18 protein-coding genes are annotated in these 25,152 nt (G+C 57.9%); 16 read left to right on the forward strand and 2 right to left on the reverse strand.

From position 1 onward, the window contains the following. The first annotated feature begins 50 nt into the window (after positions 1-50). The 7 genes from AC3WL8_RS22300 (at position 51) to AC3WL8_RS22330 (ending at position 8,719) form a co-directional block, all read left to right on the forward strand. The gene (locus tag AC3WL8_RS22300) at positions 51-1,565 is read left to right on the forward strand and encodes an MFS transporter (protein WP_492378852.1); all 1,515 of its coding nucleotides are present in this window, start codon (positions 51-53) and stop codon (positions 1,563-1,565) included. A 438-nt stretch (positions 1,566-2,003) separates the two neighbouring features. Continuing rightward, the gene (locus AC3WL8_RS22305; RefSeq protein ID WP_492378853.1) at positions 2,004-3,686 is read left to right on the forward strand and encodes an N-acyl-D-amino-acid deacylase family protein; all 1,683 of its coding nucleotides are present in this window, start codon (positions 2,004-2,006) and stop codon (positions 3,684-3,686) included. Between the two features lie 181 nt (positions 3,687-3,867). Then, positions 3,868-5,283 carry a 3-isopropylmalate dehydratase large subunit gene (gene leuC, locus AC3WL8_RS22310; RefSeq protein WP_492378874.1) on the forward strand — a complete coding sequence of 472 codons (1,416 nt, stop codon included), beginning with the start codon at positions 3,868-3,870 and terminating at the stop codon, positions 5,281-5,283. Positions 5,284-5,285: 2 nt separating this feature from the next. After that, positions 5,286-5,873, forward strand: coding sequence for a 3-isopropylmalate dehydratase small subunit (leuD, locus tag AC3WL8_RS22315; protein ID WP_492378854.1), 588 nt, complete (start codon positions 5,286-5,288; stop codon positions 5,871-5,873). 36 nt (positions 5,874-5,909) lie between these two features. Further along, positions 5,910-6,602, forward strand: coding sequence for an SDR family NAD(P)-dependent oxidoreductase (locus AC3WL8_RS22320; RefSeq protein WP_492378855.1), 693 nt, complete (start codon positions 5,910-5,912; stop codon positions 6,600-6,602). Between the two features lie 307 nt (positions 6,603-6,909). Beyond that, on the forward strand, positions 6,910-7,884 hold the full coding sequence (locus tag AC3WL8_RS22325; protein ID WP_492378856.1) for a Bug family tripartite tricarboxylate transporter substrate binding protein: 975 nt from the start codon (positions 6,910-6,912) through the stop codon (positions 7,882-7,884). A gap of 46 nt (positions 7,885-7,930) precedes the next feature. After that, positions 7,931-8,719, forward strand: a complete 789-nt coding sequence (locus AC3WL8_RS22330) for an enoyl-CoA hydratase (RefSeq protein ID WP_492378857.1) — start codon at positions 7,931-7,933, stop codon at positions 8,717-8,719. 181 nt (positions 8,720-8,900) lie between these two features. Here the strand turns inward: AC3WL8_RS22330 and AC3WL8_RS22335 are convergent, their stop codons facing one another. Continuing rightward, on the reverse strand, positions 8,901-9,830 hold the full coding sequence (locus AC3WL8_RS22335; RefSeq protein ID WP_492378858.1) for a LysR family transcriptional regulator: 930 nt from the start codon (positions 9,828-9,830) through the stop codon (positions 8,901-8,903). 1,060 nt (positions 9,831-10,890) lie between these two features. Here AC3WL8_RS22335 and AC3WL8_RS22340 point away from each other — a divergent pair. Then, positions 10,891-12,306 carry a CaiB/BaiF CoA transferase family protein gene (locus AC3WL8_RS22340; RefSeq protein WP_492378859.1) on the forward strand — a complete coding sequence of 472 codons (1,416 nt, stop codon included), beginning with the start codon at positions 10,891-10,893 and terminating at the stop codon, positions 12,304-12,306. An 82-nt stretch (positions 12,307-12,388) separates the two neighbouring features. Here the strand turns inward: AC3WL8_RS22340 and AC3WL8_RS22345 are convergent. Next, a protein-coding gene (locus tag AC3WL8_RS22345; protein WP_492378860.1) for an IS5 family transposase occupies positions 12,389-13,206 on the reverse strand; the annotation gives its coding sequence in 2 pieces (ribosomal slippage) (positions 12,389-12,858 and positions 12,858-13,206; 819 coding nt in all). 127 nt (positions 13,207-13,333) lie between these two features. Here AC3WL8_RS22345 and AC3WL8_RS22350 point away from each other — a divergent pair. The 8 genes from AC3WL8_RS22350 (at position 13,334) to AC3WL8_RS22385 (ending at position 24,041) form a co-directional block, all read left to right on the forward strand. Further along, positions 13,334-15,340 (forward strand): AMP-binding protein, encoded by a 2,007-nt coding sequence (locus AC3WL8_RS22350; RefSeq protein WP_492378861.1) that lies wholly within the window; start codon positions 13,334-13,336, stop codon positions 15,338-15,340. After that, the gene (locus AC3WL8_RS22355) at positions 15,340-16,128 is read left to right on the forward strand and encodes an enoyl-CoA hydratase-related protein (RefSeq protein WP_492378862.1); all 789 of its coding nucleotides are present in this window, start codon (positions 15,340-15,342) and stop codon (positions 16,126-16,128) included. The genes AC3WL8_RS22350 and AC3WL8_RS22355 overlap by 1 nt, the downstream gene beginning before the upstream one ends. A 111-nt stretch (positions 16,129-16,239) precedes the next feature. Further along, a complete protein-coding gene (locus AC3WL8_RS22360) occupies positions 16,240-17,127 on the forward strand; it encodes an HpcH/HpaI aldolase/citrate lyase family protein (RefSeq protein ID WP_492378863.1) in 888 nt (295 codons plus the stop codon). 21 nt (positions 17,128-17,148) lie between these two features. Continuing rightward, positions 17,149-17,604 carry a MaoC family dehydratase gene (locus AC3WL8_RS22365; protein WP_492378864.1) on the forward strand — a complete coding sequence of 152 codons (456 nt, stop codon included), beginning with the start codon at positions 17,149-17,151 and terminating at the stop codon, positions 17,602-17,604. 200 nt (positions 17,605-17,804) lie between these two features. Next, positions 17,805-19,049: a CaiB/BaiF CoA transferase family protein gene (locus tag AC3WL8_RS22370; protein ID WP_492378865.1), complete on the forward strand. Its 1,245-nt coding sequence runs from the start codon at positions 17,805-17,807 to the stop codon at positions 19,047-19,049. 836 nt (positions 19,050-19,885) lie between these two features. Further along, positions 19,886-21,100: an acetyl-CoA C-acetyltransferase gene (locus AC3WL8_RS22375; protein WP_492378866.1), complete on the forward strand. Its 1,215-nt coding sequence runs from the start codon at positions 19,886-19,888 to the stop codon at positions 21,098-21,100. A gap of 17 nt (positions 21,101-21,117) precedes the next feature. Then, complete coding sequence (locus AC3WL8_RS22380; RefSeq protein ID WP_492378867.1) at positions 21,118-22,350, forward strand: CoA transferase; 1,233 nt, start codon at positions 21,118-21,120, stop codon at positions 22,348-22,350. A gap of 41 nt (positions 22,351-22,391) precedes the next feature. Further along, positions 22,392-24,041, forward strand: coding sequence for an acyl-CoA dehydrogenase family protein (locus AC3WL8_RS22385; protein WP_492378868.1), 1,650 nt, complete (start codon positions 22,392-22,394; stop codon positions 24,039-24,041). Positions 24,042-25,152: the final 1,111 nt, after the last annotated feature.

Below are 25,152 nucleotides of genomic sequence, written 5' to 3' on the forward strand. Positions count from 1 at the left end.
CCAGAGCACGTAAATAAGGAAAACCGCCAACGCATATCAAAGATAGCGCCTTGCCAGTAGCCACAGTATCGGTCAACACGAATCAAACCAGTGGGAAAAAGTCCCAGGGGATAGTAAAACGATCGGAGGAGACAGTGATTCAAACTACGCAAACAGCAGGTAAAAAATCTAATGAAGTCAATGTGCATTCCACTGACGAAAAGCCCGCTGCGGAACTGCGCGATACGCCCTATGCCTGGTATGTAGTTATTCTGCTAACGCTTTCTCATTCACTAGCCTATATCGATCGTCAACTTCTCAATCTGCTCGTCGATCCGATAAAACGGTCGCTCCTGATTTCTGATACACAACTGAGCTTTATTCAAGGGGCAGCCTTCGTATCTGCCTATCTTATCGCAGTCCCGCTTTTCGGCCGGCTTACCGATACTAAACATCGTCGTAACATCCTGATCTTTGGCGTTTGCGCGTGGACCAGCTTTACCATACTTTGTGGGTTCGCCGAGACTTATTTCCAACTCTTTATAGCGCGATTTGGAGTGGGGGCGGCAGAGGCCTGTGTCTTCCCAGCCGGCTGCTCGCTAATTTCTGACTACTTCTCTGCGCGAAGGGCACCGAGAGCCCTGAGCATCTTCATGCTCGGACCGACATTGGGAAGCGGATTCTCATTGGTAGCTGGCAGCATGGTAATTGCCTTTGCCGACAAACTTCGAACGAACGCTTCCGCTTTTGAAACGGTGCCAACCTGGCAGCTTGCGTTCATATTCGTCGGTCTTTCAGGATTCTTGCTTGCAGCGTTGCTTTTTACCATGCGTGACCCCGGGCGCGACCCGGCTCATCGGGTGAGCGCGACTGATCGACATTTTTCGCTTCGTGAAGTTGCTTCGTTTCTGTGGGAGCGGCGTGCCTTCTATGGGAACATGTACCTTTGTGTCGGCATGCTTGGTATCGTGGTTCTGGGAATGTCGGCATGGTTGCCCTCGTTTCTAATCCGTCACTATGGCCTGTCGCCCGCAAGCTTGGGATACAACTATGGTTTGATTGTCGTACTATTCGGCACGGCTGGCATCCTGGCCGGCCCCTGGGTGACGCAATTGCTTCAACGACGTGGGTATGCAGACGCGCCTTTGCGTGCAGCCGGCGGAAGCTTCGCGATTATGTGCCTCTGCTGCGCGGCAATTCCGCTTGCTTCCACCGCCCAGGGCGCACTTGGTGCGATTGCGTGCGCATACTTTTTTAGCGCCTTTCCGCAGGGGATTCTCGCTGCCGCAATGCAAATTGGGACACCGCGAAGAATACGGGGCGTTGTGGCATCTCTCTACACCTTCTCTGCGCAGCTAATGGGCTATGGCGCGGGTCCGACTTTCATTGCGTTGGTAACGGACAGGATCTTTGGTGACCCCAGGATGGTCGGCTATTCTGTTGGCACGGTCTGCTTTATAGCCTCCGTTGTCGCCACGTCTCTAATTACTTTCACCTTTCGCCCGTATCGGCGTTTGCTTGATGAAGAGCGTCTGGCGCGCGACCAGTGGATCGCGAAAGAGAAGAATATCCCCCCACTGAAGTGAACTGAAGGATTACGGAGGTCGCTGCGGGAGTGCGCAAGCGCAGGCAGAGAGGCTGGAATTTTCCGATGGAAGTCAGTGCCAAACCGTTTCTCAAAAAGCGAAGTTTTTTAAAAAAAAGATAATGGACTATGGAACAAAGGTGTCGAAAAATCGCTACCGTAAAAAGATAGCCCATTCTTTATTCGCGCTGAGTCGAAAGATCCGCGCGAAGCGGAAACTAAGGTCAACAAGAAAGGCCGCCGGTCCGAGGGGCCTTTGAATAGCAGATTAAATGTTGCATCACCCCGCACACGCGATACGTTCCGGCTGCTGTGGGAGAGGGCTTCCCCGTAGGGCTCGGAATTCGTCAGCGCTCCACCAGGATAGACCTGTGCGTTGCACCGCACGTTGGCAGGCCCGAATTTAACTGGAACCTACAACACACTTCGAAGGCTTAGCATGAAATACGATATTGTGATCAAGGGCGGTACCGTAATCGATGGAACCGGCGGCGCGCCGTACCGGGCAGACGTCGCACTCCTAGACGGCCGCATCGCGGAAATCGGTGAGGTGACGACGGCGGCGCACCGGACAATTGACGCGACCGGCCTCGCGGTGGCCCCCGGCGCGATCGACGTCCACACGCACTACGACGCCGAAGTTTGCTGGAACGGCCTTCTGGGCGCATCCGCAGAGCACGGTGTGACCACTGTCATTCAGGGTAACTGCGGAGTAGGCATTGCCCCTTGTCGCCCGGAGGACCGGGAAGCCGTTGTCCAGGATCTGGTCGTCTTGGAAGGCGTTTCCTACAACACCCTTGCCGCAGGGATCGACTGGAAATTCGAGAGTTTTCCCGAGTATCTTGATTTCTTGCGCGAGCGCGGTCTGGGCATTAACGTTGCCGCCTTCGTACCGCTGTCACCAATGCGGCGCTACGTCATCGGTGACGCGTCTGTCGAACGGGCCGCTACTGCGGAGGAGCGGAAGGAAATCGCTGTCTTGATCGAGAAGGCGGTTGAAGCTGGCGCGCTTGGCTTCAGCGCCACGACGCTGAAGCGGCAGGTCGGCTACAAGGGCAAGCCGATGCCAAGCCAATTAACGGATGCAGCCGAGATGCGGGAGTACGCGCAAGTGCTTCGCGAGCTTGACAAAGGGGCAATGCAATTCAATGTGATCGACAGTGTCGCAAAGCCCACTCGTGAGGAACTGGGAATCATCGAACTGCTTCTGGAACAAAGCGGAGGCAGACCGGTTACCTACTCTGGCGCACTGCATCGCAATGACGATCCGAATGCTGTAGAGCGCATGCTGAACGAAGTCGAACCCCTGCGGCGTGGGGGCGCGCGGCCTCAGACGACGACGATGCCTTTCACGACGGAAATCGGCTTCACCAGCCCGATGATGTTTGCTGATGTCCAAGCGTTCCGAAAAGTCCTTAACCTCACGCATGAAGAACAGGTCGCGCTTTACCGCGACCCCGCATGGCGGGCGGAGGCGAAGGCTGAATTGGCCGCTGGTGGGAAGTTGCTCAGTGCGTCGTGGACAGAAAGCACGGTGCATTATGCAAAGAATCCGAAGCTGCACACACTGCTGAACAGAACCATCGCCGACATCGCGCGCGAACGCGATCAAGATCCGCTGGACGCCATGATCGACCTTGCATTGGATGATGACCTTTGCTTGCTCATTCTGGCGGAAATCCTTAATACGGACGAGGAATTTCTCGGGCGACACATTTCGGACTCTCGCGTGCTCATCGGCCAGCACGACGCAGGTGCGCATGTGGACATGATGTTTATGGGGAATTTCCCTACATACATGCTGGGCCACTGGGTCCGCGACAAAGGGGCGATCAGCATTGAGCGCGCAGTTCAGCGAATTACATCCGAGCCGGCGGACTTCTTTGGCTTCCAGGACCGTGGCCGAATTGCAATCGGAAAGGCAGCTGACATCATGGTATTCAATCCGCAAACGGTGAACTCTTCGGCAATGGCGGAGCGGATCTTGTTCGACCTGCCGGCAGGCGGCAAGCGGCTGTCGTCTCCGCCGACCGGGATGGAGTACGTTATGGTCAACGGTGAATTGCTGTTTGAGCATGGCAAGCACACGGGAGCCCTGCCGGGCAGGATTATCAACAGCTGACTCTGACTCACTGGTTGGGGTGGACCATTCCATGGAGTCTGGTTCGTCCCCCAGGGTTATGCTGATGTGAGCCGGCACGTCTCACTCGAATTGATCGCTAGTCATATGGCGAGTCTGAATCGACGAATGCCTGATGTCGCAAACAGATCGCTCTCCCTACTTTTCACCTGCCCACTGCATGATGGCAAAGACACTCTACGACAAACTCTGGGACAGCCACGTGGTTCACGTCGAAGACGATGGCACTGCGCTGCTCTATATCGACCGCCACCTCGTCCACGAAGTCACCAGCCCACAGGCCTACGAAGGCCTGCGCTTGGCGAACCGAATGCCCTGGCGTGTCGACTCGATTGTAGCGACCGCCGACCACAGTACTCCCACCGAAGACTGGAATGAAGGGATGGCGAGCGTACGCGACCCCGTTGCCAAGCTTCAGATTCAGACTCTTGACAGCAACATAAAGGAGTATGGCGCGAAGGCGTACTTTCCGTACATGGACAAGAGTCAAGGGATCGTACACGTGATAGGCCCGGAGCAAGGTACGACCCTCCCTGGCATGACCGTTGTCTGTGGGGATTCTCACACTAGTACGCATGGCGCGCTTGGCTGTCTCGCACATGGCATTGGCACATCAGAAGTTGAGCATGTCTTGGCCACCCAGTGCTTGGTGACCAGGAAGATGAAGAATATGCGCGTCAACGTCGACGGGCAGCTCGCCTCAGCCGTGACTGCAAAAGACCTGGCACTCGCCATCATTGGCCGCATTGGCACGGCGGGCGGTACCGGCCACGCTATCGAGTTCTCCGGGAGCGCCATTCGTATGCTGACCATGGAAGGCCGTATGACGGTCTGTAACATGGCAATTGAGGCAGGTGCACGTGCCGGCATGATTGCAGTAGACGATACGACGATCGAATACGTCAAAGGCCGACCTTTCGCGCCAAAGCAGGCTTTGTGGGAGAGGGCGGTCGAATATTGGCGCACTTTGCATAGCGATGTGGATGCGGTATTCGACCTGGAGGTGAGCCTGGATGCGTGTGAGGTCAAACCACAGGTGACCTGGGGTACCTCGCCTGAAATGGTCGTGGCCGTGGATGACGTCGTTCCCGATCCGGGCGAGGAAAGCGACGTCACGAAGCGCGCGGCCATGACACGTGCTCTTGAGTATATGAACCTTACACCGGGCCAGAGAATGACCGACGTCAGTATCGACACGGTATTTATTGGCTCGTGCACCAACTCTCGAATCGAGGACTTGCGCTCTGCCGCATCGATGATCCGAGGGAGACGGTTGGCCTACAACGTCAAGCTTGCCATGGTAGTGCCGGGCTCCGGCCTGGTAAAGGAACAGGCGGAGAAGGAAGGGCTGGATAAGATTTTCATCGCCGCAGGCTTTCAGTGGCGTGAGCCTGGATGCTCGATGTGCCTCGGCATGAATCCGGACCGGTTGAATCGCGGCGAGCGCTGTGCGTCCACATCGAACCGAAATTTCGAAGGGCGGCAAGGGGCTGGTGGACGCACACATCTCGTTAGCCCGGCCATGGCGGCGGCGGCTGCGATCGCGGGTCATTTTGTCGATGTGAGGGACTGGACTTGACCATGGAGAAGTTCACCGTCCTGAGCGGACATGTTGCGCCGCTTGACCGCGCCAACGTTGATACCGACCAAATCATCCCAAAGCGGTTTCTCGGGTCCATTAAGCGGACTGGCTTCGCCGAGGGATGCTTTGCCGACTGGCGCCTCGAACCCGATTTCGTGTTGAACCAGCCGCGCTATGCGACCGCGAAGATTCTCCTTGCACGCCGTAACTTCGGTTGTGGCTCATCGCGCGAGCATGCGCCATGGGCATTACGCGACCTAGGCTTTAAGGCCATCATCGCGCCTTCCTTTGGAGATATTTTCTTTAACAATTGCTGCAAGTCGGGGATTTTGCCCGTAGTGCTCCCCGAAGCGGAGGTCGACCAACTGTTCCTCGCGGCCCTATCGCTGGAGGGCCTCCGGCTTATGATTGACCTGGACTCGCAGACGCTCACCAGTTCGGAGCGTAAGGTCAGCTTCGATATCGATCCTTTCCGAAAGTATTGCATGCTTAACGGTCTGGATGAAATCGCTCTGACCCTACGGCACGCAGATAGAATCCGTCTCTTCGAGATGCAGGTGCAGACACACTCGCCCTGGCATTTGTGATTCATTCGGCATTTTGAAACGGACCGTCAGTTAGAAATGATTTTTACCAACAAAACGATATTAATCTCAGGCGCCAGCGGAAACCTGGGTCGTGCGCTCAGTGCTGCGTTTTCCACGGCAGGTGGCAATCTGGTGCTACTGGACCGCGACGTGTCTGCGCTGTGCGACTATGGCTCGAGGCATCTGGTCCGCCAGGTGAATCTCCTAAATGAGGCAGAGGTGAAAAGCACAATTGACGTTGCCCTTGCTAGCTTTGAGCACATCGACATCGTTTGTAATGTCGCAGGCGGCTTCGCGATGGGAAAGCCGGTCCATGAGACAACAGACCACGACTGGGAATACCTTCTTGGGCTAAATATAAAGGCTTTAATTAATGTGGCTCGTGTCGTGGTCCCGCATATGCTTCGACGCGGGGGCGGGAAGATCGTCAATGTGGGCGCGAACTCTGCGGGAACGGGGCTTCCATTGATGGCACCTTATTGTGCGACGAAGGACATGGTGGCGCGGGTTACCGAATCGATGTCTGCAGAACTTCGTGAGTCGAACATTAATGTAAACGCCGTGCTGCCAAGCATAATTGATACTCCCGAGAATCGAAAGGCCATGCCAGACGCCGACCCTAGTGCCTGGGTGGCACCTGAAGCGCTTGCTGACGTTGTACTATTTCTCGCGTCAAGCGCAGCCCGCGCGATCCACGGTGCACTCCTGCCCGTGACAAATCGCATCTGATCTACGGCTTGTAGCTTGTAGGTACCGTTTGTCGTCTCGCTGTTGATCATTGGGAGCGGGGCGGCCCCCTTGACGTGATGGAGTCGCCGATCGCGAGCCGCCGGCTCGTAGAACAAGGCTTGGCCGTGCCCCGCATGGAAGCTAACCTAGGCATAGCGCTGAACCCGTCGGGTGCACTAGTAAGTACTTATGAGGTCTGGATTCGCGCCGCCTGAAATATCGGCCAAAGAATAGACCGAAGTGACCGTTTTCATAGTAGTAAATCGGCTGACTGCGCGGCTCGATCAGAATCAAAGGAGGCAATTTCATGATCAAATTTAAAAATAGATCTTATGCGATTATGCATTTGGTATGCATTTTGCTGCCAATTTTTCCCATCGCCGCAAAGGCTGCAGCCAGCTCGACCATGACCATCGCGGTTCCATTCGGAGCCGGCAGTGCAACTGATATTTCGGCGCGCTTTCTGGCCCAGCATATTACCGAACGGACCGGGCGGCCTGTAATCGTAGAGAATCGAGCCGGCGCAAACGGAATTATCGGTGTCCAATACGCTAAATCATTGCCGGCAAATGGAAGCAGCCTTATGCTGACTAGCAACACTACGCAAGCGGCAAATCCGAGCTTGTATCATAAGTTGCCATACGATCCAAAGTCCGACTTCATACCAATCACCGGGGTCGTGATCGGGGGCGTTCTGCTTGTTACAAACCCTCAGCTTCCCGTGAAGAATGTGCAAGATTTGATCGCGCTTGCCAAAGGAAAGCCCGGGAAATTGACATTCGGAAGTGGAAATTCCACATCGCAAGCCGGCGGTGAACTATTCAAGAAACTGACCGGTATCCAGATGACAAATGTTCCATACAAGTCGATTCCCTCCGCCATTTCTGATCTGCTTGGCGGGCAGATCGATATGATGTTCACAGACCCGATCTCAGTTCAGTCCATGGTAAAAAGCGGGAAACTGCGTGCTATAGGCGTCAGTTCCAAGCAACGAATCCCGGGCTTTGAAGACATTCCTACAATCGCCGAGCAGGGCGTTCGAGACTATGAGCTCTCGGGTTGGATTGCTGCGTACGCTCCGAAAGGGACGCCGCCCCAGGAGGTGACGCGGCTTAACAAGCTGGTAAACGGTATTCTTAAAGAAAACGAGAGCGTCGAGTTCTTTGGTTCACGCGGATGGCGCGTAATCGCCAACAGTAGCGAAGAACTTGCTAAATTCCAGGCCGCTGAAGCTGCTAAGTGGAAAGAGCTGGTTCAATTTTCCGGCATGGAAGTCCAATAGCGCTGCATTTATGCGCCAATTTTAGTCACCCGCTGAAACCAAGATCATGCCAGACGAACTTATTTGCGACTTCTCTAACGGAATTCTTCGCCTAGTCTTGAATCGACCGGATGCGCGCAACGCGCTAAACGATAGTCTGTGCAATGCACTGTATTCGGCATGTGAGAAGGCCGCTGGCGACTCTAAAGTGAGGGCAGTTGTATTGTCGGCAAGGGGACCAGCCTTTTGCGCCGGAGGTGATGTCAAGGCTATGGCATCTAGCTCGGGAGCTAAAAGTGCGAACCAGCGGGCGACAGAGATGAAGCGTTTTATGGCGGCAAGCAAACTGCTGCATGAAATGCCGAAACCGAGCATCGCGGTGATACAAGGCTCTGCTGCCGGAGCAGGCCTGTCTCTGGCTTTGGCCTGCGATTTCCGAGTGTGCCTTCCCACAGTAAAGCTGACCACAGCTTTTTCAAAAGTTGGCTTGTCCGGCGACTATGGTGGTTCATACTTCATGTCGCGGATTGTAGGGTCAGCCAAGGCCAGGGAGCTGTATTTATTGTCGACGGTGCTAAGCGGGGAAGAAGCGTTGAAAGTTGGATTGGTTTCCAGAGTGTTTAGCGAAGAGACGTTCGAGCAGGAATCTGACGCCTTCATACGTCAACTTGCCGATGGACCCACAGTTGCCTACGGCTACATCAAGGCAAATCTTAACTCCGCCTCTATGAATAATTTTGATGAGGTGGTCGACGGCGAAATTTATCGTCATTTGCTTTGCAAGGGAACGAGGGATCACCTGGAGGCAGCAACGGCTTTTGTTGAAAAGCGTGCACCAGTGTTCCACGGGGAGTAGTCGGTCTGGCTTCCGGCTGCGCCGGAGGCTCAAGGTCGCCGAAGACGCGTAGTCCGTTACAGAGCCATAGCGTCGGCGAATCGGGCTGAAGAGGACGGGGCCCCGGTCGGCTGCGAATGGCATTGGCTCGTGGCATCTATTGGCATGGGTCCGGGGCTCCAGCTGAGCGCTATTATTTGACCTAAGAAGTCGATACTGGCTGCTCCGTAAATTGCTGAATCAGTGCCCGGGTTGCCATGGTAATTGCCTTCCCCCGCCGTGTTCCAACACAAACTTTGCGCAGCGCCCAAGGTTCATCGAGTTGCACGGCTAGCACTCGTGAGCTGGTGTGGAGAAAATGCATACATTCGGGAAGAATCGTCACGCCAAGTCCTGCTTCTACGAGACTACGCGCGACCTCCACTGTTTCAACCGTGAATTTTGGTTGCAGAATCAATCCAAGCTGTTTCGCTGCCCTATGGATGCTTGTCATCATTAAGGTACTGGCCCCGGTACCGATAAAGGGCTCCCGCAGCAAATCGGTCAAACTCACGGACGATTGCTCGCCGAGCGGATGGCCACTGGGTACCAACGCCACCAAGCGATCCGTACGGTAGGGAATGCTGTCTACCGCATCGATTGCCAAGTCGTCGCTAGCCAGATACACACCCATGTCGACCTCACCCGACGCTACCGCCGCGACGACGGCTGAGTTGGTGATCTGCCTCAATTCCAACTCCACCAACGGAAAGTTATTGGAGAACTCGCCGATCTCCTTCGCAACATATTGGATGACGAGTGACCCGGGGGCAGCAACCGTTATATGCCCACGCACTCCTTCGGAAAAATCTCCCAATTCCCGACGCAATTCTTCGAGATTCTCAAAAAGTACTCGCAAATGGCGCACCAAAACTTCGCCGGCGGCATTGGGCACCATACCGCCAGGTTGCCGGTGGAACAATTCAACGCCTGCCATGTCTTCCAGGTCGTGGATGCGTTTTGTCGCCGCCGACGAAGCGATATTTTCGCGCATTGCGGCGCGTCGAATCTGGCCCTCCTCAGCTACGGCAAGAAATAGGCGAAGGGTAAAGAAATCCATCTTGCGCGTCAGCGCGTGCATGCTCAAGGCCATTGCTATGTCTCCTCATTCTTAATTCCGCCCTCGCTCGGAGCGTGCCAATTTCGGTGCGCGGCCGCCGCGACCTTGCTCATTTTGCCATGCGGTACATGGTAAGGGGGATGGCACCAGGGCAAGGCTGTCCGACCCTAATCTTCTGTGGTGGCTCTCTGGGTGCGCAGAGAAGCACTTGCAAGTTTGAGATCCGCGGCGTACTTGGCCGTGGTACGCGAGAGGGTCTCAACGCGGGCATCTATCGCCGGACTGCGGTCAGTCATCGACGGTCGAACAGGATCGCGGGTATAGCATCAGAAGCGAAGTCGTATCTTTGGAAGTGATACTTTAGGTGCCCTAAACTCGGCTGGGACCTATCCCGCCGCCAACGCCAACGCCAGCCGACAGGGTAGCCCCGCTCGCGGAACGCGAACGGTAGGATCGCGGATCAGAGCTTGGTGTTTCACTGCCCGTTGAGTAATCTTGCGTCAAAGTGGCGCAGCATCGAGTCAATGCACTAATGCTGGGCCGAAGAGCGGTTGTCCGCCGCCAGATGAAAAGTGTCATGCTCGAGGCTACGTTTGGCCGATCCGACGACGAGACGGCGATTGGCGACGCCTTTACCCACCCCGGTTGGAAGTAGCTTTTGCTGCTATAAGCGCCGTCACTTTCAGTTTTGAATCGATGGCTATGGGCCCGCAGGCCCTCGTCCTGATGACCTTGCCGCAATCCGTGCTTGTTAGCCTCGTGGCGATCGCCCGAGCCGCGGCATTGAACGCCTGACGCCGGGTACCACGCTTTGCGTCGGCGAGAATAACCACGTCAGATTTGTACCCTCTCTAAGAGAGGCCGACACCATTTCGGCAGAATACGAAAGTACTGGAGACGCGCGAGTCGATGAGACCGGACGCGGGAGTTTGTGAGCTGGAATTCAGGCTAGTTAGGAAATTCCGTTACTTGCGGCTAGTTATGAAAAGACCGGAAGTGACCGTAGGCGGTTGACCAGGAAGTAGCCTATCGATCGTCGCCTGTTGAAAAGGGGGGCTCGCCGATCACGAGCCGGCGGATCGTGGATTAAAGCTTGGCCCTTCGCCTGTTGATGCTTAAGCTTCCAATATGTCTGTTGCCCGTACTAGCAAGCCTCGATCAAAAGCCTTCCTTCCGGATGAGTCGGACGACCTTCAAGGATAAAGTGGAATGTCGTGACGTTCTACTTTCCAAAACTTTCACAACGCCAATATATTTGCCGGTCGAAATGACAATAGCTGATTTCAGCCAAGGTATTCTTGGACGCCATGCCGATGAAAGCGGGCGGTCAAAGGTGCTTGAAGGTATTCGAGTGCTTGATTTTGGGCGTTTCATTGCCGGACCGTTCTGTGCGGCGTTGCTTGCCGACTATGGCGCAGACGTGATTCGGATCGACCGGGTCGGGGGTAGCGAAGACCGGTTCGTCGTGCCGGTCACCCAGGGTGGCGAGGGGGCACTTTTTCTCCAAGTCAATCGCAACAAGCGCTCCATCACTTTGGATGTTGACAGTGAGCAAGGGCGTGAAGTGGTGCGTCGCCTTGTCAAGACGGCCGATGTGGTGGTTGCCAATATGCCCCCGAAGACTTTAGAGAATCTCGGCCTAGACTACCCGACCCTGAATAAGCTGAACCCAAGGGTCATCGTTACCGCCTCGACGGCGTTTGGCTCGCATGAAGGCGCAGGTTCTCGTGTCGGCTTCGACGGTATGGGCCAAGCCATTTGCGGCGCGGTTCATATGTCAGGAATGCCGGCATCTCCTGCCAAGTTGATGGTACCGGTGGTCGACTTCTCGACTGGACTATCTTGTGCGCTTGGAACAATGATGGCGCTATACGAGCGACGGTTCAGTGGGCGCGGCCAGTGCGTTGAGGCATCGTTGCTACAGACGGCCTTGAATCTTGCAAGCGGCACGCTGATCGAGGAGTCCGCGCTTGCTATTGATCGACAGCCGACAGGCAACCGGAGTCCGTCTTATGGGCCCTCGGACATCTTTCGGGTTACTGACGGCTGGATTATTGCGCAGGTGATTGGTGAGCCGCTGTTCAAGCGCTGGGCGCGGTTGATCGGTGCCCCCGAACTCGTCGATGATCCACGCTTCGAGGATGACACGCGCCGCGGCGAAAACGGTCAGGTGCTTAGTGAAATGATGGCTAAGTGGTGCGAAGGTCGTACGAGAGCGGAAGCGCTGGGTGAATTGGAAAAGGCAAAGATCCCCGCCGGGCCGATCAACTCCCCGCGTGAAGCGCTAGAGGATCCCGCCATCCGGGAGTCTGGTGCCTACGTGTGGCTCGAATATCCCGGATTGCGAGAGCCGGTGCCCATTGTTGCACCGCCAGCCATTCTGTCGCGGACTCCACCTGCAGTTTCCCGTCGTCCGCCCACTATTGGCGAGCACACCGACGAAGTGCTTGCCGAGGTCGGTTACGACCGCGCACAGGTTCAGGCTATGCGCAACGCGCGAATAGTCTGAAGCGTCCGCAGTGGCGCTCAATTCAAAAGGGAATTTTCAGCTATCGCAACAACCCTAGCGGTTCGCTTACTTAGAGACTGTTTCAAAAAGACGGCTCAGCGCGCCTGAAGATGTTCCAGCAGACGAGAGAGCGGCCGAGTTTAAGGAACGCTTCGTGAATGTCGGCTCGACGTTCGAAGCGAATGCGAAGACGACGAAAGTTGTGAAGCCACGCATGAGTACGTTCGACAACCCACCGGAATTTGCCCAAGCCACTGCCGTATTCTGTCCGGCGCTTGGCGAGCACCGGTTTGATGCCGCGCTCGTGAAGCCGCTGACGATGCGGCTCGGAGTCGTAGCCACGGTCCGCGTAGATGACTTGGGGCTTTTGAAGCGGGCGACCGCGCACGCCGCGAATTGGCGGGATCGCGTCGATGATCGGCAGCAATTGGGTGACGTCGTTGCGGTTCGCCCCGGTCAGGATTGCACTGATGGGGACGCCATTTGCATCGACGAGGATGTGATGCTTGGAACCTGGTCGCGAGCGATCCGTGGGGTTCGGGCCAGTTTTTCGCCCGCCCCAACGGCTCGCACCGACGATGAATCGACGGCTGCTCGGGAGAAATCGAGCTCGCCGACCTCGCGTAACTTCGCCAGCAGTAGCTCGTGCAATCGCTTCCAAACGCCGGCCTTCTGCCAATCGCGCAAGCGCCTCCAGCAGGTCGGCCCCGACCCGAATCCCAACTTGGTCGACAGCTCGCACCAGCGTATGCCGGTATTGAACACGAACAGGATGCCGTTCAATGCAGCCCGGTTCGAAACCGGGAGCCGCCCTGGATATTTCTTGCGTCGCGTTTTCGGTGGCGGCAGCAAAGGTTCGATCAGTGCCCACAGTTCGTCATCAATGATCGGCGCGCTCATCCCCTCGGTTCCAGTTGTTCAGATGGCCAAGGTTAACAGCTTGCCGAAAAGGTTAACAGCCCCCCGGGGCTCATTTTGAAACGGTCTCTTAGCATTGAAGCAGCACAAACCAAAACAACCCGGAGACATGATGGAAGCAGCATGGCAGACGTACGATGTGGCATGGCGTCCCGACCCAGAGGCCGCACAATCCAGCGCACTGGCAGCCTTTATGCGACGTTTTGGCATCGACCGAGCCGATCCAGTTGGCTATCAGCAACTGCTCGACCTTGCGGCAGCGCGGCCGGAGGAGTTTTGGAGTGCGCTGATCCATCACATGGACCTGCGCTTCTATCGGCCGTACCAGTCAGTTGTCAATACCGGCGCGGGCGTGGAGTGGGCGAAGTGGTGCACCGACGGCACCACCAACGCGGTACTAAATTGCCTGGACCGCTATCGAGGCACGGCGCGCGACGCACAAGAGGCGGTCGTTTGGGAAGGCGAGGATGGCAACGTGCGTCGCTGGACCTACGCGGAGCTTGACGCGCAGACCAGCCGGCTTGCCGCTGGATTGCGCCAGATAGGATGCCAACCGGGGGATGTCATTGGCGTCTATATGCCGATGGTGCCTGAGGCTGCCGCGGCGCTGCTGGCCATTGTCAAGATCGGGGGGGTGGTGCTGCCTCTGTTCTCGGGCTTTGGGGCACAAGCTGTTGCCGGCCGCCTGCGCGACGCTGGTGCGATTGCAGTGGTGACGGCGGACGCTAGTACGCGGCGTGGCAAAGCCAGCCCGATGAAGCAAACTATCGATGTGGCGCGTACGGAAGTACCGACGCTGAAGCACGTCGTGGTGCTACGCAATCGCGGCGTTGAAGTAGCGTGGCAGGAAGGCGTGGACCACTGGTGGCACGAGCTGACAGATGGACAGTCCAATGACGCGCCCACCACGGAGATGCCTGCCGAGGCACCGATGATGCTGATGTACACATCAGGCACCACTGGCAAGCCGAAAGGCACGGTGCATTCGCACTGCGGCTTTATCGCGAAGCTCGCGCTCGATATGGGCTTATGCGCTGACTACCGCGCGGGCGATCGGATGATGTGGCTGAGTGACATGGGCTGGCTGGTAGGCCCGATGCTGATTTATGGTTCGACGTTATTGGGCGGCACCATCGTCATGGCCGAAGGCGCGCATGACTTTCCGGACAAGGGCCGCTTCTGGCGCCTGATGGAGCAGCATCGTGTCAGTGTGCTTGGTATTGCGCCTACCATCGTGCGCAGTTTCATGTCGGTAGGTGGCGCGGACATTGAACGCTACGACCTGTCTTCGCTGCGCCTGGCGCTGTCCACCGGAGAGGCGTGGACTGTGGATGCGTGGCGATGGATGTTCGAGCACGTCTGCGGCGGCGCCAAGCCGATTATCAATTACTCAGGGGGCACTGAGGTGGGCGGCGGCATTGTCACCGGCACCGTGATCCACCCGCTAAAGCCGTGCGCTTTCGCGGGTCCGATTCCAGGGATGGGAGCCGATGTCGTTGACGAGAACGGCAAGTCGGTTGGGCCTGGTGGCGTGGGTGAACTGGTGCTGCGGGCGCCGTCGATCGGTCTTACGCGCGGGCTGTGGCATGACCGCGAACGTTATCTGAGCAGCTATTGGAGCCGCCTCCCAGGCATCTGGGTACACGGCGATCGCGCCGCCATTGATGAGGATGGCTTCTGGTATGTGCTGGGCCGTTCCGATGACACGCTGAAAGTCGCGGGAAAGCGCACGGGGCCATCTGAAATCGAGACGCTTGTGATGGCCACTGGCCAGGTCGCGGAGGTGGCGGCGATCGGCATGCCCGATCCAGTCAAAGGCGAAACGGTCGGCCTTGTCGCGACACTGATGCCAGGTGTGGCCGGCGATGCCGCCACCGAGAAGGCGCTATCCGCTGCCGTTGTATCGGGTCTGGGCACCGCCTTCCGTCCGACGGCCGTGTTGTTTGTAGCGGACCTGCCGAAGACGCGAAACATGAAGATCATGCGCCGTGCCGTGCGTGCTGCCTGCCTTGGATTGGACGCTGGCGATCTCACTTCACTGGCAAATCCCGAGACGCTTGGCCTGATCGCAGATGCAGCCAGCACTCGAGGCCTTTTCCGAGTTGTGGAGAAATAATGAACCAGCGCTACGAGGACATTCTCTTTACTATTTCCGGCGGTGTGGCCACCATCTCCATTAACCGGCCGAAGGTAATGAACGCCATGCGTGCGCAGACCGTCGACGAGCTGATCGATGCGATCAGTCTTGCCGGCTGGGATCGTAGCATCGGCGTGATCGTGCTGACCGGCGCGGGCGACAAGGCATTCTGTACCGGTGGGGATCAGAGCGCGCATAACGGACAGTATAGCGGCCGTGGCTCCATCGGCATGCAGATCGAGGCGTTGCAATCAGCGATTCGGGATGTGCCGAAGCCCATTATTGCGCGCGTTCACGGTTACGCCATCGGAGGCGGCAACGTGCTGGCCACCCTTTGCGATCTGACGATTGCCAGCGAGTCTTCCACCTTCGGTCAGGTGGGGCCGCGCGTCGGGTCAGTGGATCCCGGCTTTGGCACGGCGTACCTCGCACGTATCGTCGGCGAGAAAAAGGCGCGTGAGATCTGGTACCTGTGCAAGCGTTATAGCGCGCGCGAAGCCATGGCGATGGGATTGGTTAATGCCGTGGTACCGGACGCTGAGTTGGACACCGAGGTCGCGGAATGGTGCAAAAGGATTCTGGAGCACAGCCCCTCTGCGATAGCAATTGCCAAGCGCTCATTCAATGCGGACACAGAAAGCATCCGCGGGATCAGTTGGATGGGCATGCAAACGTTGTCCTATCTGTACGACACCGAAGAATCGCGCGAGGGCGTGCGCGCTTTCCTTGAGAAGCGTCCCCCTGACTTCCGGCGGCACATGAAATGAAGGATTGATGACCTGTCGAGCCGACTGGCAGCAATGCGGAACCGGGTCCGGCAATCGGCGCGGCGAGCAGGTGCACAAGGCTTGAGATCTATATCTATCACGGAGACCAACATGAGTAACCCCATGAAGCCAATTCGATCTATGCTGTTCGTGCCGGGCAACAAGCCAGACTGGATCGAAAAATCGATCAAGGCTAATGCCGACGCGTTAATCCTGGACCTTGAAGACAGCGTCCCGGCAAATCTCAAAGTCGAGGCGCGCGGCGTCGTGCGCTCAAAGCTGGCCTGGCTGGCACAGCAGAAGCAACGGGTCTTCGTACGAATCAACCGCAGCCCGCACCTCTATGATTTGGACGATATCCTGGCCGTTGTTGGGCCGCATTTGGAGGGCATTGTGATCTCCAAGCCGGGTGGGCCGGAGGATATCGATTGCGTGTCGATGATGCTGGCTGAAGCCGAGTATCGCAACGGCACGGCGGTAGGGTCGACGCGTGTAATCCCGCTGCTGGAAACTGCGCGTTCGCTCGAACTCGCCTATGAGATTGCCACGCGAGAGCGTGTCGTTGCAATTGTCGGTGCTACGGCAAAGAACGCGGATGTAGCGCGCGCACTCGGCTACGTATGGACGCCTGATGGCCGTGAAACCCTCTATTTGAAGTCGCGCGCGGTAATGGCGGCACGCGCTGCGGGTAAGCAGCCGATTGGCGGCCTGTGGCAGCAAGTGCATGACCTTGATGGGCTGAGAAAGTCTTCATTGCAAGATCGTGGTCTGGGCATGGTTGGCGAACTGGTTCTTCACCCATCGAACGTCGCAACGGTCAACGAAGTCTACAGCCCGTCGCCGGAAGAAGTGTCTTACTACGAAGGCATGATCGCCGCGCTGGAACAGGCGCAGGCCAACGGCCGTGCTTCCACCATCTATGACGGCGAGCACATCGACATCGCTCACGTCAAGACCGCACGCGAGATCGTCGAACTCGCCAGATCATTCAACGCCTGACTGCTTTAAGGAGACAAGAAAATGGCCGGACTCTATTTCGAAGATTGCCGTGAAGGTTTGGTGGTGGAACATGCGATCCGCCGCACGGTTACGGAAACTGACAATGTGCTGTTTTCCGCGCTGACCTACAACTGCGCGCCGCTGCATATCGATGCGGAGTATTGCAAGGACTCGATTTATGGACAGCGCTTGGTCAACAGTATGTTCCTGCTGGCGCTGGTGGCTGGCGTAACGGTTTACGAGACCACGCTCGGGACCACTCTGGGCAACCTCGGTTTCCAGGAAATCAAGTTTCCTAAACCGACTTTCCATGGCGACACCATCCGCGTGCGCACGGAAATCCTGAGCGCCCGGCTGTCAAAAAGCCGCACCGATTCAGGAATCGTGACCTTCCGGCACGTTGGCCTGAACCAGCGGGATGAGGAGGTCTGCGTGGCAGTGCGTACCGGGCTGATGATGCTCCGTCCGAAGCAGTAAAGGCATATCAAGGAGAAATAGCGTGGGCAGAAGATCCTTCCGCCTCTTACGCAACGCAGCAGTAACGCGAACGGGACTTTTTAAGCTCTGCGACGCGACACGCAAGGTCTTCGGACTGCCGAAGGCTTGCTGAAAGGCCTGGCGAGCAAAGAGTAGAGGATGACGGCACAGTTCGCCGGGGCAATACAAAGGAGGTAGGAGTGGCAGCGAAACAAGCGCGACCGCTGGAAGGAATCCGGGTACTGGACCTGACAGTGGCGCTGGCAGGGCCGTACGGTTCTCTAATGCTGGGCGGCATGGGCGCGGAAGTAATCCGAGTGGAGGCGCCCGGCGGCGGCGATATCGCTCGGACCAATCCGCCGTTCGTCGGCAGCGACGGGGTTCACTTCGGAGAGCGCGCGGAGGGAGAAGTCTCTTTGACGATCCTGAACCGTGGACGAAACAAAAAAAGCGTCACGCTGGACCTGAAGTCAGAGCAAGGCCGTGAGCTGTTCATGCAGCTGGCGGAGCAATCCGACGTTGTGCTGGAGAACTTTAGCGAAGGCACCACCGCAAAGCTCGGTGTGAACTACGAAAAGGTGCGCCGACGTAACCCGCGCATAGTTTATGCTTCGGTGAAGGCGATGGGCGAACCGAGTGCATTCCCGGGGCTCAAGGGTATGGACATCATTGTCCAGGCACTCAGCGGCCTGATGGAGGTGACTGGCTACGCAGACGGACCGCCGACGCGCTGTGGCTTGCCGATCGCCGATCTGCTCGCACCGATGTATGCCGTCAACGGTATTCTGGCCGCGCTGATCCACCGCGGTCGAACCAGCGAGGGCCAGCACGTGCAAGTGTCAATGCTCGACTGCCTGGCGTCATGGGTGGCCGAGGAGCACTTCGACGTGATGGGTCGTGAAGGTTACCCGAGCCGTACGGGCAATTACCATGACAGGCTGGCGCCATTCGGGGTGTACCCCACCCGGGACGGCCACGTGGCGATTGTCGCCTTCCATCCAGACTGGATGCGTGGGCTGCTCGAGGTCATAGGCCAGCCGGAGTTACAGGACGACCCGCGTTTCAGCACGCGGGGTCCACGTATGCGCAACGCCGGCGAGCTTAACGCCATCATCGCGGCATGGACCAGCCAGCACACCACCGCCGAAGTGGTGTGTAAACTTCTCGATCAGCGGGGCGTGCCATGCGCCCCGGTGCGAAAGCCAACCGAGGTGCTACACGACCGACGTTTGCATGACAGCGGTGCGCTGATGGACTTGGTTCATCCGACGCTTGGCCCCGTCAACGCGGTCGGTATGGGCCTGCCCATCCGGTTCTCGGCGACCCCCTCGCAGTTCGACCAACCTGCGATGGCGTTGGGCAGTGCCAATGAGGAAATCTATGGCGGCCTACTGAATCTCAGCCCGCGGCAAATTGAGGACTTGCAGAAAATGGGGATCGTCTGATTGGCGTGCATTTGCTAAATGTCGCAGTGGCCAGGATAACAGAATGAGGTCACGGGAAGTAATTATGGGACCGCTTCACGGTGTACCTCATTCCGATGCGTAGAGTCCGCGGCGACGACGGTTCAAGGCTTAATTGCAGCCGCAACGCAGCGGCCAGGGAGGGTGAGCTATGGTTCGCCCGGAAATGGCACCACGTCTCACAGCTGGTCTCCATCTTGCTCGACAGATCAGCCACCTTGGCAAACTTCTGCTTGGCTTGAGGGCCCAGGTAGCATTGCTGTCGATGCTGGTAGAACCTAGTGTTGATGAACAGCATGGCGGTCATCCTCTTGTACCACGTCTCGTACAAATCGCCGGCACAGATGGTGTGCAAGGGGACAGGTCGAGATCGAGTATTACGGTGCGTCGACCGCGCTACCACTGGTGAAAGCAGGGCGTCCGGGCATTCTTGCGGGTTACCAGCTTGATGATTCGCTCCAGCTTTTTCCCGGCGTCATGACGCTAGATGAAGCCTGTTTCAAAAGGCTAGGAGTTGGTCTCATCGATTTAAGCCATGGCGCCCGGTGGCACGCTGCTGGTCATCGTTACTAAGTTGTCTCAAGTAATGAATCGAGCAGCCAGGCGCCCCTTCCAAACCGTTGTTTTGAGATGGGCTGGAGGTAGATATCGAGTATGCCTCCACCGTGGCCGGAAATGCGGACGCCGAAGTCGAGAAGTGGATGAAATTCGTGGCGCTTACTCATGCCATCGCTGAATGACACTCTCGGCCGTTTAGTATCAACCGGGCGCTAGGCCTCGAAGATAGCCCCACCATTCTTAATCGAAATGAGGTTTGTATGAGAGAAGCAGTCATCTGTGAACCGTTGCGGACGCCTGTAGGGCGCTACGGTGGTGTGTTCCGAGATGTTCCGGCGGCTGTGCTGGCCGAAGCCGTAATCCGGGAACTGGTGCGTCGCACGTCGCTGGACCCCGCGCAAATTGACGACGTCATTTTTGGACAATGCTATCCAAACGGAGAGGCGCCGGCTATCGGCCGCGTGGCTAGCCTCGATGCCGGGCTTGGAATCAGGGTGCCAGGTCTCCAGCTCGACCGGCGTTGTGGCTCGGGTCTGCAGGCAGTCATCGACGCGGCGATGCGCGTGCAGACGGGTGCCGCTGATCTGGTTATTGCCGGGGGGGCTGAGAGCATGAGCCAGGCAGAACATTACGTGCTTGGCGCGCGCTGGGGCGGCTTACGCGGCGATTCGTCGCCGTTGTGGGACCGTATTGCACGAGGGCGCATTACATCCGGAGGTAAGCACCATCCCATTGAGGGAGGAATGCTTGAGACCGCGGAGAACCTTCGTCGCGAGTACGGCATTACGCGTACTGCACAGGACGAGCTTGCGTTGCAGTCACACGCGCGAGCAGTTGCCGCACAACAGTTGGGGAAATTCGATGATGAAATTGTCCCCGTTTCGGTAAAGGCCAAGGGCGGGGTCAAAGTTGTTACCCTGGACGAGCACCCTCGCGCGGACTTGACCATGGAGAGCCTTGCGTCGCTGCGAGCGGTTAGGCTCAAGTTGGACTCCGAGTCGACGGTAACTGCAGGCAATGCCAGCGGACAGAACGACGGCGCGGCGGCATGCATTGTGACGACACCCGAAAAGGCTGCAGCGCTGGGACTGCGACCGTTCGGCCGTTTGGTGAGCTGGGGGGTCGCAGGCGTTGAGCCAGAGCGTATGGGCATCGGACCGGTACCGGCGACGGAGCTGGCGCTGCGCCGAGCCGGTCTTGCTCTCAAGGACATTGATCTGCTGGAGGTCAATGAAGCGTTTGCGGCGCAGGTTCTGGCCGTGACAGCGGCCTGGTCGCTCAAACCGCAGGACTTCGAGCGCTTGAATGTAAATGGTTCCGGCATTTCACTTGGTCATCCGGTGGGCGCTACCGGCGTTCGAATCTTGACGACGATGCTGCGCGAGCTCGAGCGCCGCGATGCGCGCTATGGTCTCGAAACCATGTGCATCGGCGGCGGACAGGGCCTGGCCGCGGTGTTCGAGCGCGTAAGCTGAAGCAAAGGGGCCGTGCCATGTACCAGATCCTCCGTGGGATGCGAGTGGTGGAATGCGCTTCCTTCATCGCAGCACCTTCCTGCGCATTGCACCTGCAACAACTGGGCGTCGAGGTGATCCGTATCGATCCGATCGGCGGGGGGCCGGATTTCCACCGTTGGCCGGTTTCGGGGGAAGGCCGCAGTTTCTACTGGGAGGGCCTCAATAAAGGCAAAAGGTCTATCGCTATCGACCTGTCCCGGCCGCAGGGCCGGGCGTTGGCGATCGACATTATTACGGCCGGTGGGCCTGAGGGCGGCCTGTTCGTTACCAACTATCCGCGGGAAGGGTTCCTCTCGCATGAGGCGCTGCGGCAGCGACGGCGGGACCTTGTGACCGTGCGAGTCCAGGGCTGGAACGATGGCACGCAAGCGGTCGACTACACCATTAACGCGGCACTTGGTGTTCCGTATTTGACAGGTTCCGCCTCTAACGGCACCGACCCTGTGAACCATGTGCTGCCTGCCTGGGACCTATTGACGGGCTCATATGCCGCATTTGCATTGTTGGCGGCAGAGCGGTTTCGACGCGAGACCGGACAGGGCCAGGAAGTGCTGGTGCCGCTCTCAGACGTAGCGCTGGCATCCGTCGGCCACATGGGTCAGATCGCTGAAGTGCTGACCGGTGGAGACCGCGCTCGGCAGGGCAATGATCTGTTTGGGGCGTTCGGTCGCGATTTTACTACTGCTGACGGGCAGCGCGTAATGGTTGTAGCCATCACGGCGCGGCAGTGGGCGGGAGTAGTACAGGTCCTCGAGCTAGGCGCCGAGTTGGCGACGCTGGAAACGATGTTGGGCGTGTCCTTTGCGCGAGATGAAGGTGCGCGCTTTCTGCATCGGGATGTACTGTTTCCGCTGTTCGAGCAGGCCATCAGCTCGCGACCGCTGAGCGGGTTACAGGAGGCCTTCGAGGGCAAGGGCGTGTGCTGGGCGCCTTACCGGACACTGCGCGGAGCGCTGGAGCAAGATCCGCATTTTTCGACCGACCGGGAATTGTTCACTACGCTCGAACACCCGAGCGGCTATTCCTATCCCGCGCCCGGCGCCATGGGCAATTTCCAGGGCGCCCAGCGACAGCCTGTGCAACGCGCGCCGGAACTGGGCGAACACACCGATCAAGTGCTCGCGGAGGTGCTGTCCTTGTCCTCTGCGCGCATCGGCGAGTTGCATGACGCCGGTGTTATTGCAGGCCCCACAGGGCCTGCGCGGTAAGCAATCACGACGCGACCCTGTAGGCCCTACATTCGGACATCATGACAATGCATCAGAATTTAGTTGAACACGCAGAGGCCATTGTGCCCGCGGTGCGCGCTTATGTAACCACCGTGACGAGCGCCGTGGCGGGACTTTGCCGCGCCAACGGCTGTATCGATACCACGCTGCTGGATCGACACCAGCGCGCTGTCCATGGCGTGGCCTGGGTGGCGACGACTGCCGAGGCCGTGGTAAGAACCGCAGAGTGGAGCGCGCGACTGGCGCGACAGGCCATGCTAAGGCCGGTTGATGAACATACGATTTGTGTTGGCATCGCCGAGTATCTCCGCCAGCTTGTTGGCGGCATACCTATGTCACAGAGCGAGATCTTTCGGCCTGATGAACTCGGCGAGGAAACGGCGGAAGCTGCGGTGGCATTGGCTAGCAATGTCAGCGCACGCTGGTTCATTGCCAGCGGCGGAGCACAGGCACGTGCGGCGCTGGTCGAGGAGTATCGGCGGGGCAGTGCAATCGCGGATACTGTGTTCGATCAGGAGTTGGACCTGATTCGAGACCAGTTCCGGCGCTTTACCGAGAAGGAAATCGTGCCATATGCGCATGCCTGGCATCTGGCCGATGCATTGATTCCGGATGCCCTTGTGGCCCAACTAGGCGATTTGGGTGCGTTCGGCATTTGCGTCGATCCTGCGTTTGGCGGGTTGGGACTGGGCAAGCTGGCGATGTGCATCGTCACCGAGGAACTCAGCCGCGGCTGGATTGCTGCGGGTTCGCTGGGCACTAGGTCAGAAATTGCCAGCGAGCTGATTTCGAATGCCGGTACACCGGAACAGAAGGCGCAGTGGCTGCCGCGCATCGCCTCAGGCGAGGTACTTCCCACAGCAGTCTTTACGGAACCCGACGCAGGCTCGGACCTGGCATCGCTAAGAACGCGGGCGACGCCTTCAGAGAGCAACTGGCGCATCGACGGAAATAAGACCTGGATTACGCATGCTGCGCGTAGTGACCTGATGACGATACTGGCGAGGTCTGAGTCGGATATCGGCGGCCACACCGGCCTGAGCATGTTCTTGGCGCCAAAGCCCCGCGGAACTGACAGCGAGCCGTTTCCGGCTTCCGGTATGAGCGGCGGTGAAATCCATGTGCTCGGCTACCGCGGGATGAAAGAGTATGAAATCGGCTTTGACGGGTTCCTCGTTCCTCATGACGCTCTTCTGGGTGGCAAGCGCGGACAGGGCTTTCGCCAGCTGATGCAGACCTTCGAGGGCGCACGTATTCAAACTGCCGCGCGGGCCGTCGGCGTGGCATGGCGGGCTTTCGAACTCGCCTGGCGCTATGCCAGCGAGCGCAAGCAGTTTCGCCGGCCCATCGTCGAGTTCCCGCGCGTCAGTGACAAGCTTGCAATGATGATCGCCGAGGCTGCGATGGCACGGCAGATTACTTACTTTGCCGCCTCGGAAAAGGATAAGGGTCACCGCTGCGACATCGAGGCGGGCATGGCAAAGCTGCTCGCAGCCCGGGTGGCGTGGAGCAATGCCGATGGCGGGGTCCAAATTCACGGCGGCAACGGCTATGCACTGGAATTCGAGATGAGCCGGATTCTCTGCGACGCCAGAATTCTCAACATCTTCGAGGGCGCAGCGGAGATCCAGGCACAGGTCATCGGGCGCGGCCTGCTGGCGAAGCATTAGCGATCAGCACTGCTCTATCGCGCCATCGCCATTACTCCGGCGACGGATTGGCTCCATCATGCTGGCGATTCATACGCCCACAAGAGTCTGCGGAGGACTATTGCGAAGTGACAAGAAGGAGAAGGCCAAAAGAAGACGGTATCAAAGGTAGATGACAGCGTTGCTGCCCCTGGCGCCGGAGAGCGGCGGGCTAGCACGTGATCGCAAGAGGGGATTTCGTAAGGATCGTTGGCGTGTTAGGTGCATCCGCTTGGACGGGATCCGCATTTTCAGAGCAGTATCCGTCGAAGCCGGTCCGAATCGGGGGTGACGGCTATACACAGCCCTTTGTGAGGGTGCCACATTTCACGGCGCGCTGGTATGAGGACGGTCGATCCCAATCCACCTTCTGTCGATTCATTTCGCAATCCGCGTTCCCGGTACCCCATCTCCGATGGGTTACTGACTTCATTGCGGGCATGCTAAATAAGTCAGTCATGCAGATGCGGCGTACCCTGTTCTCGCAAGGCAGTGCCTTGACCGACCTTTGCCGCACGCAGCGATTGATGAGGGCATTGATGGAGGCCATGAAGGGGCAGATTCGATTGCGAGCACTCCGACGGTGCATCGGTTGGACAGAACAAGGCGATCTCGAAGCTGCTCCATTACTGAGTTGGTCTTACCTTGGAGTGCGCAGGAGGCTTGGCACCATCGCTGAGCGAACCTGCAGACTCGACTCAGTTAGCGAGTTCAGTTCATCAGCCTCCACGCAGGAGAATTGAGCGGGCAAGACATTCGGAGGAAGGTGGATTCATTCGTGCTGCGTGAACCGCCTGTGCGTGCCACATGATGACCTCAGACGGTGGGGCCAAAGACCCGAAACATCGGCCCGCAGCGTTCGGCTCACGCCGCAACCAACGTCGTATTCGGGCCGAATGGCTCATCGAATACCAACCTGTCGGCTCGACTGACCTCGTTAACGGCTCGGAGTCGGGCCCCAAACGGGCCTCGCGCGCAATCCAAAGCTGGTGTATGACGAGCTGGGACCAGGATGGCCGAGCCTGTCAGATTTCTTGTGTGTTGAGGTCATGAGACGATATCGAAAGAAACGCCCTTATGACCGAAACAACAA

The sequence above is a fragment of the Cupriavidus sp. FW305-F7 genome (assembly GCF_058782875.1).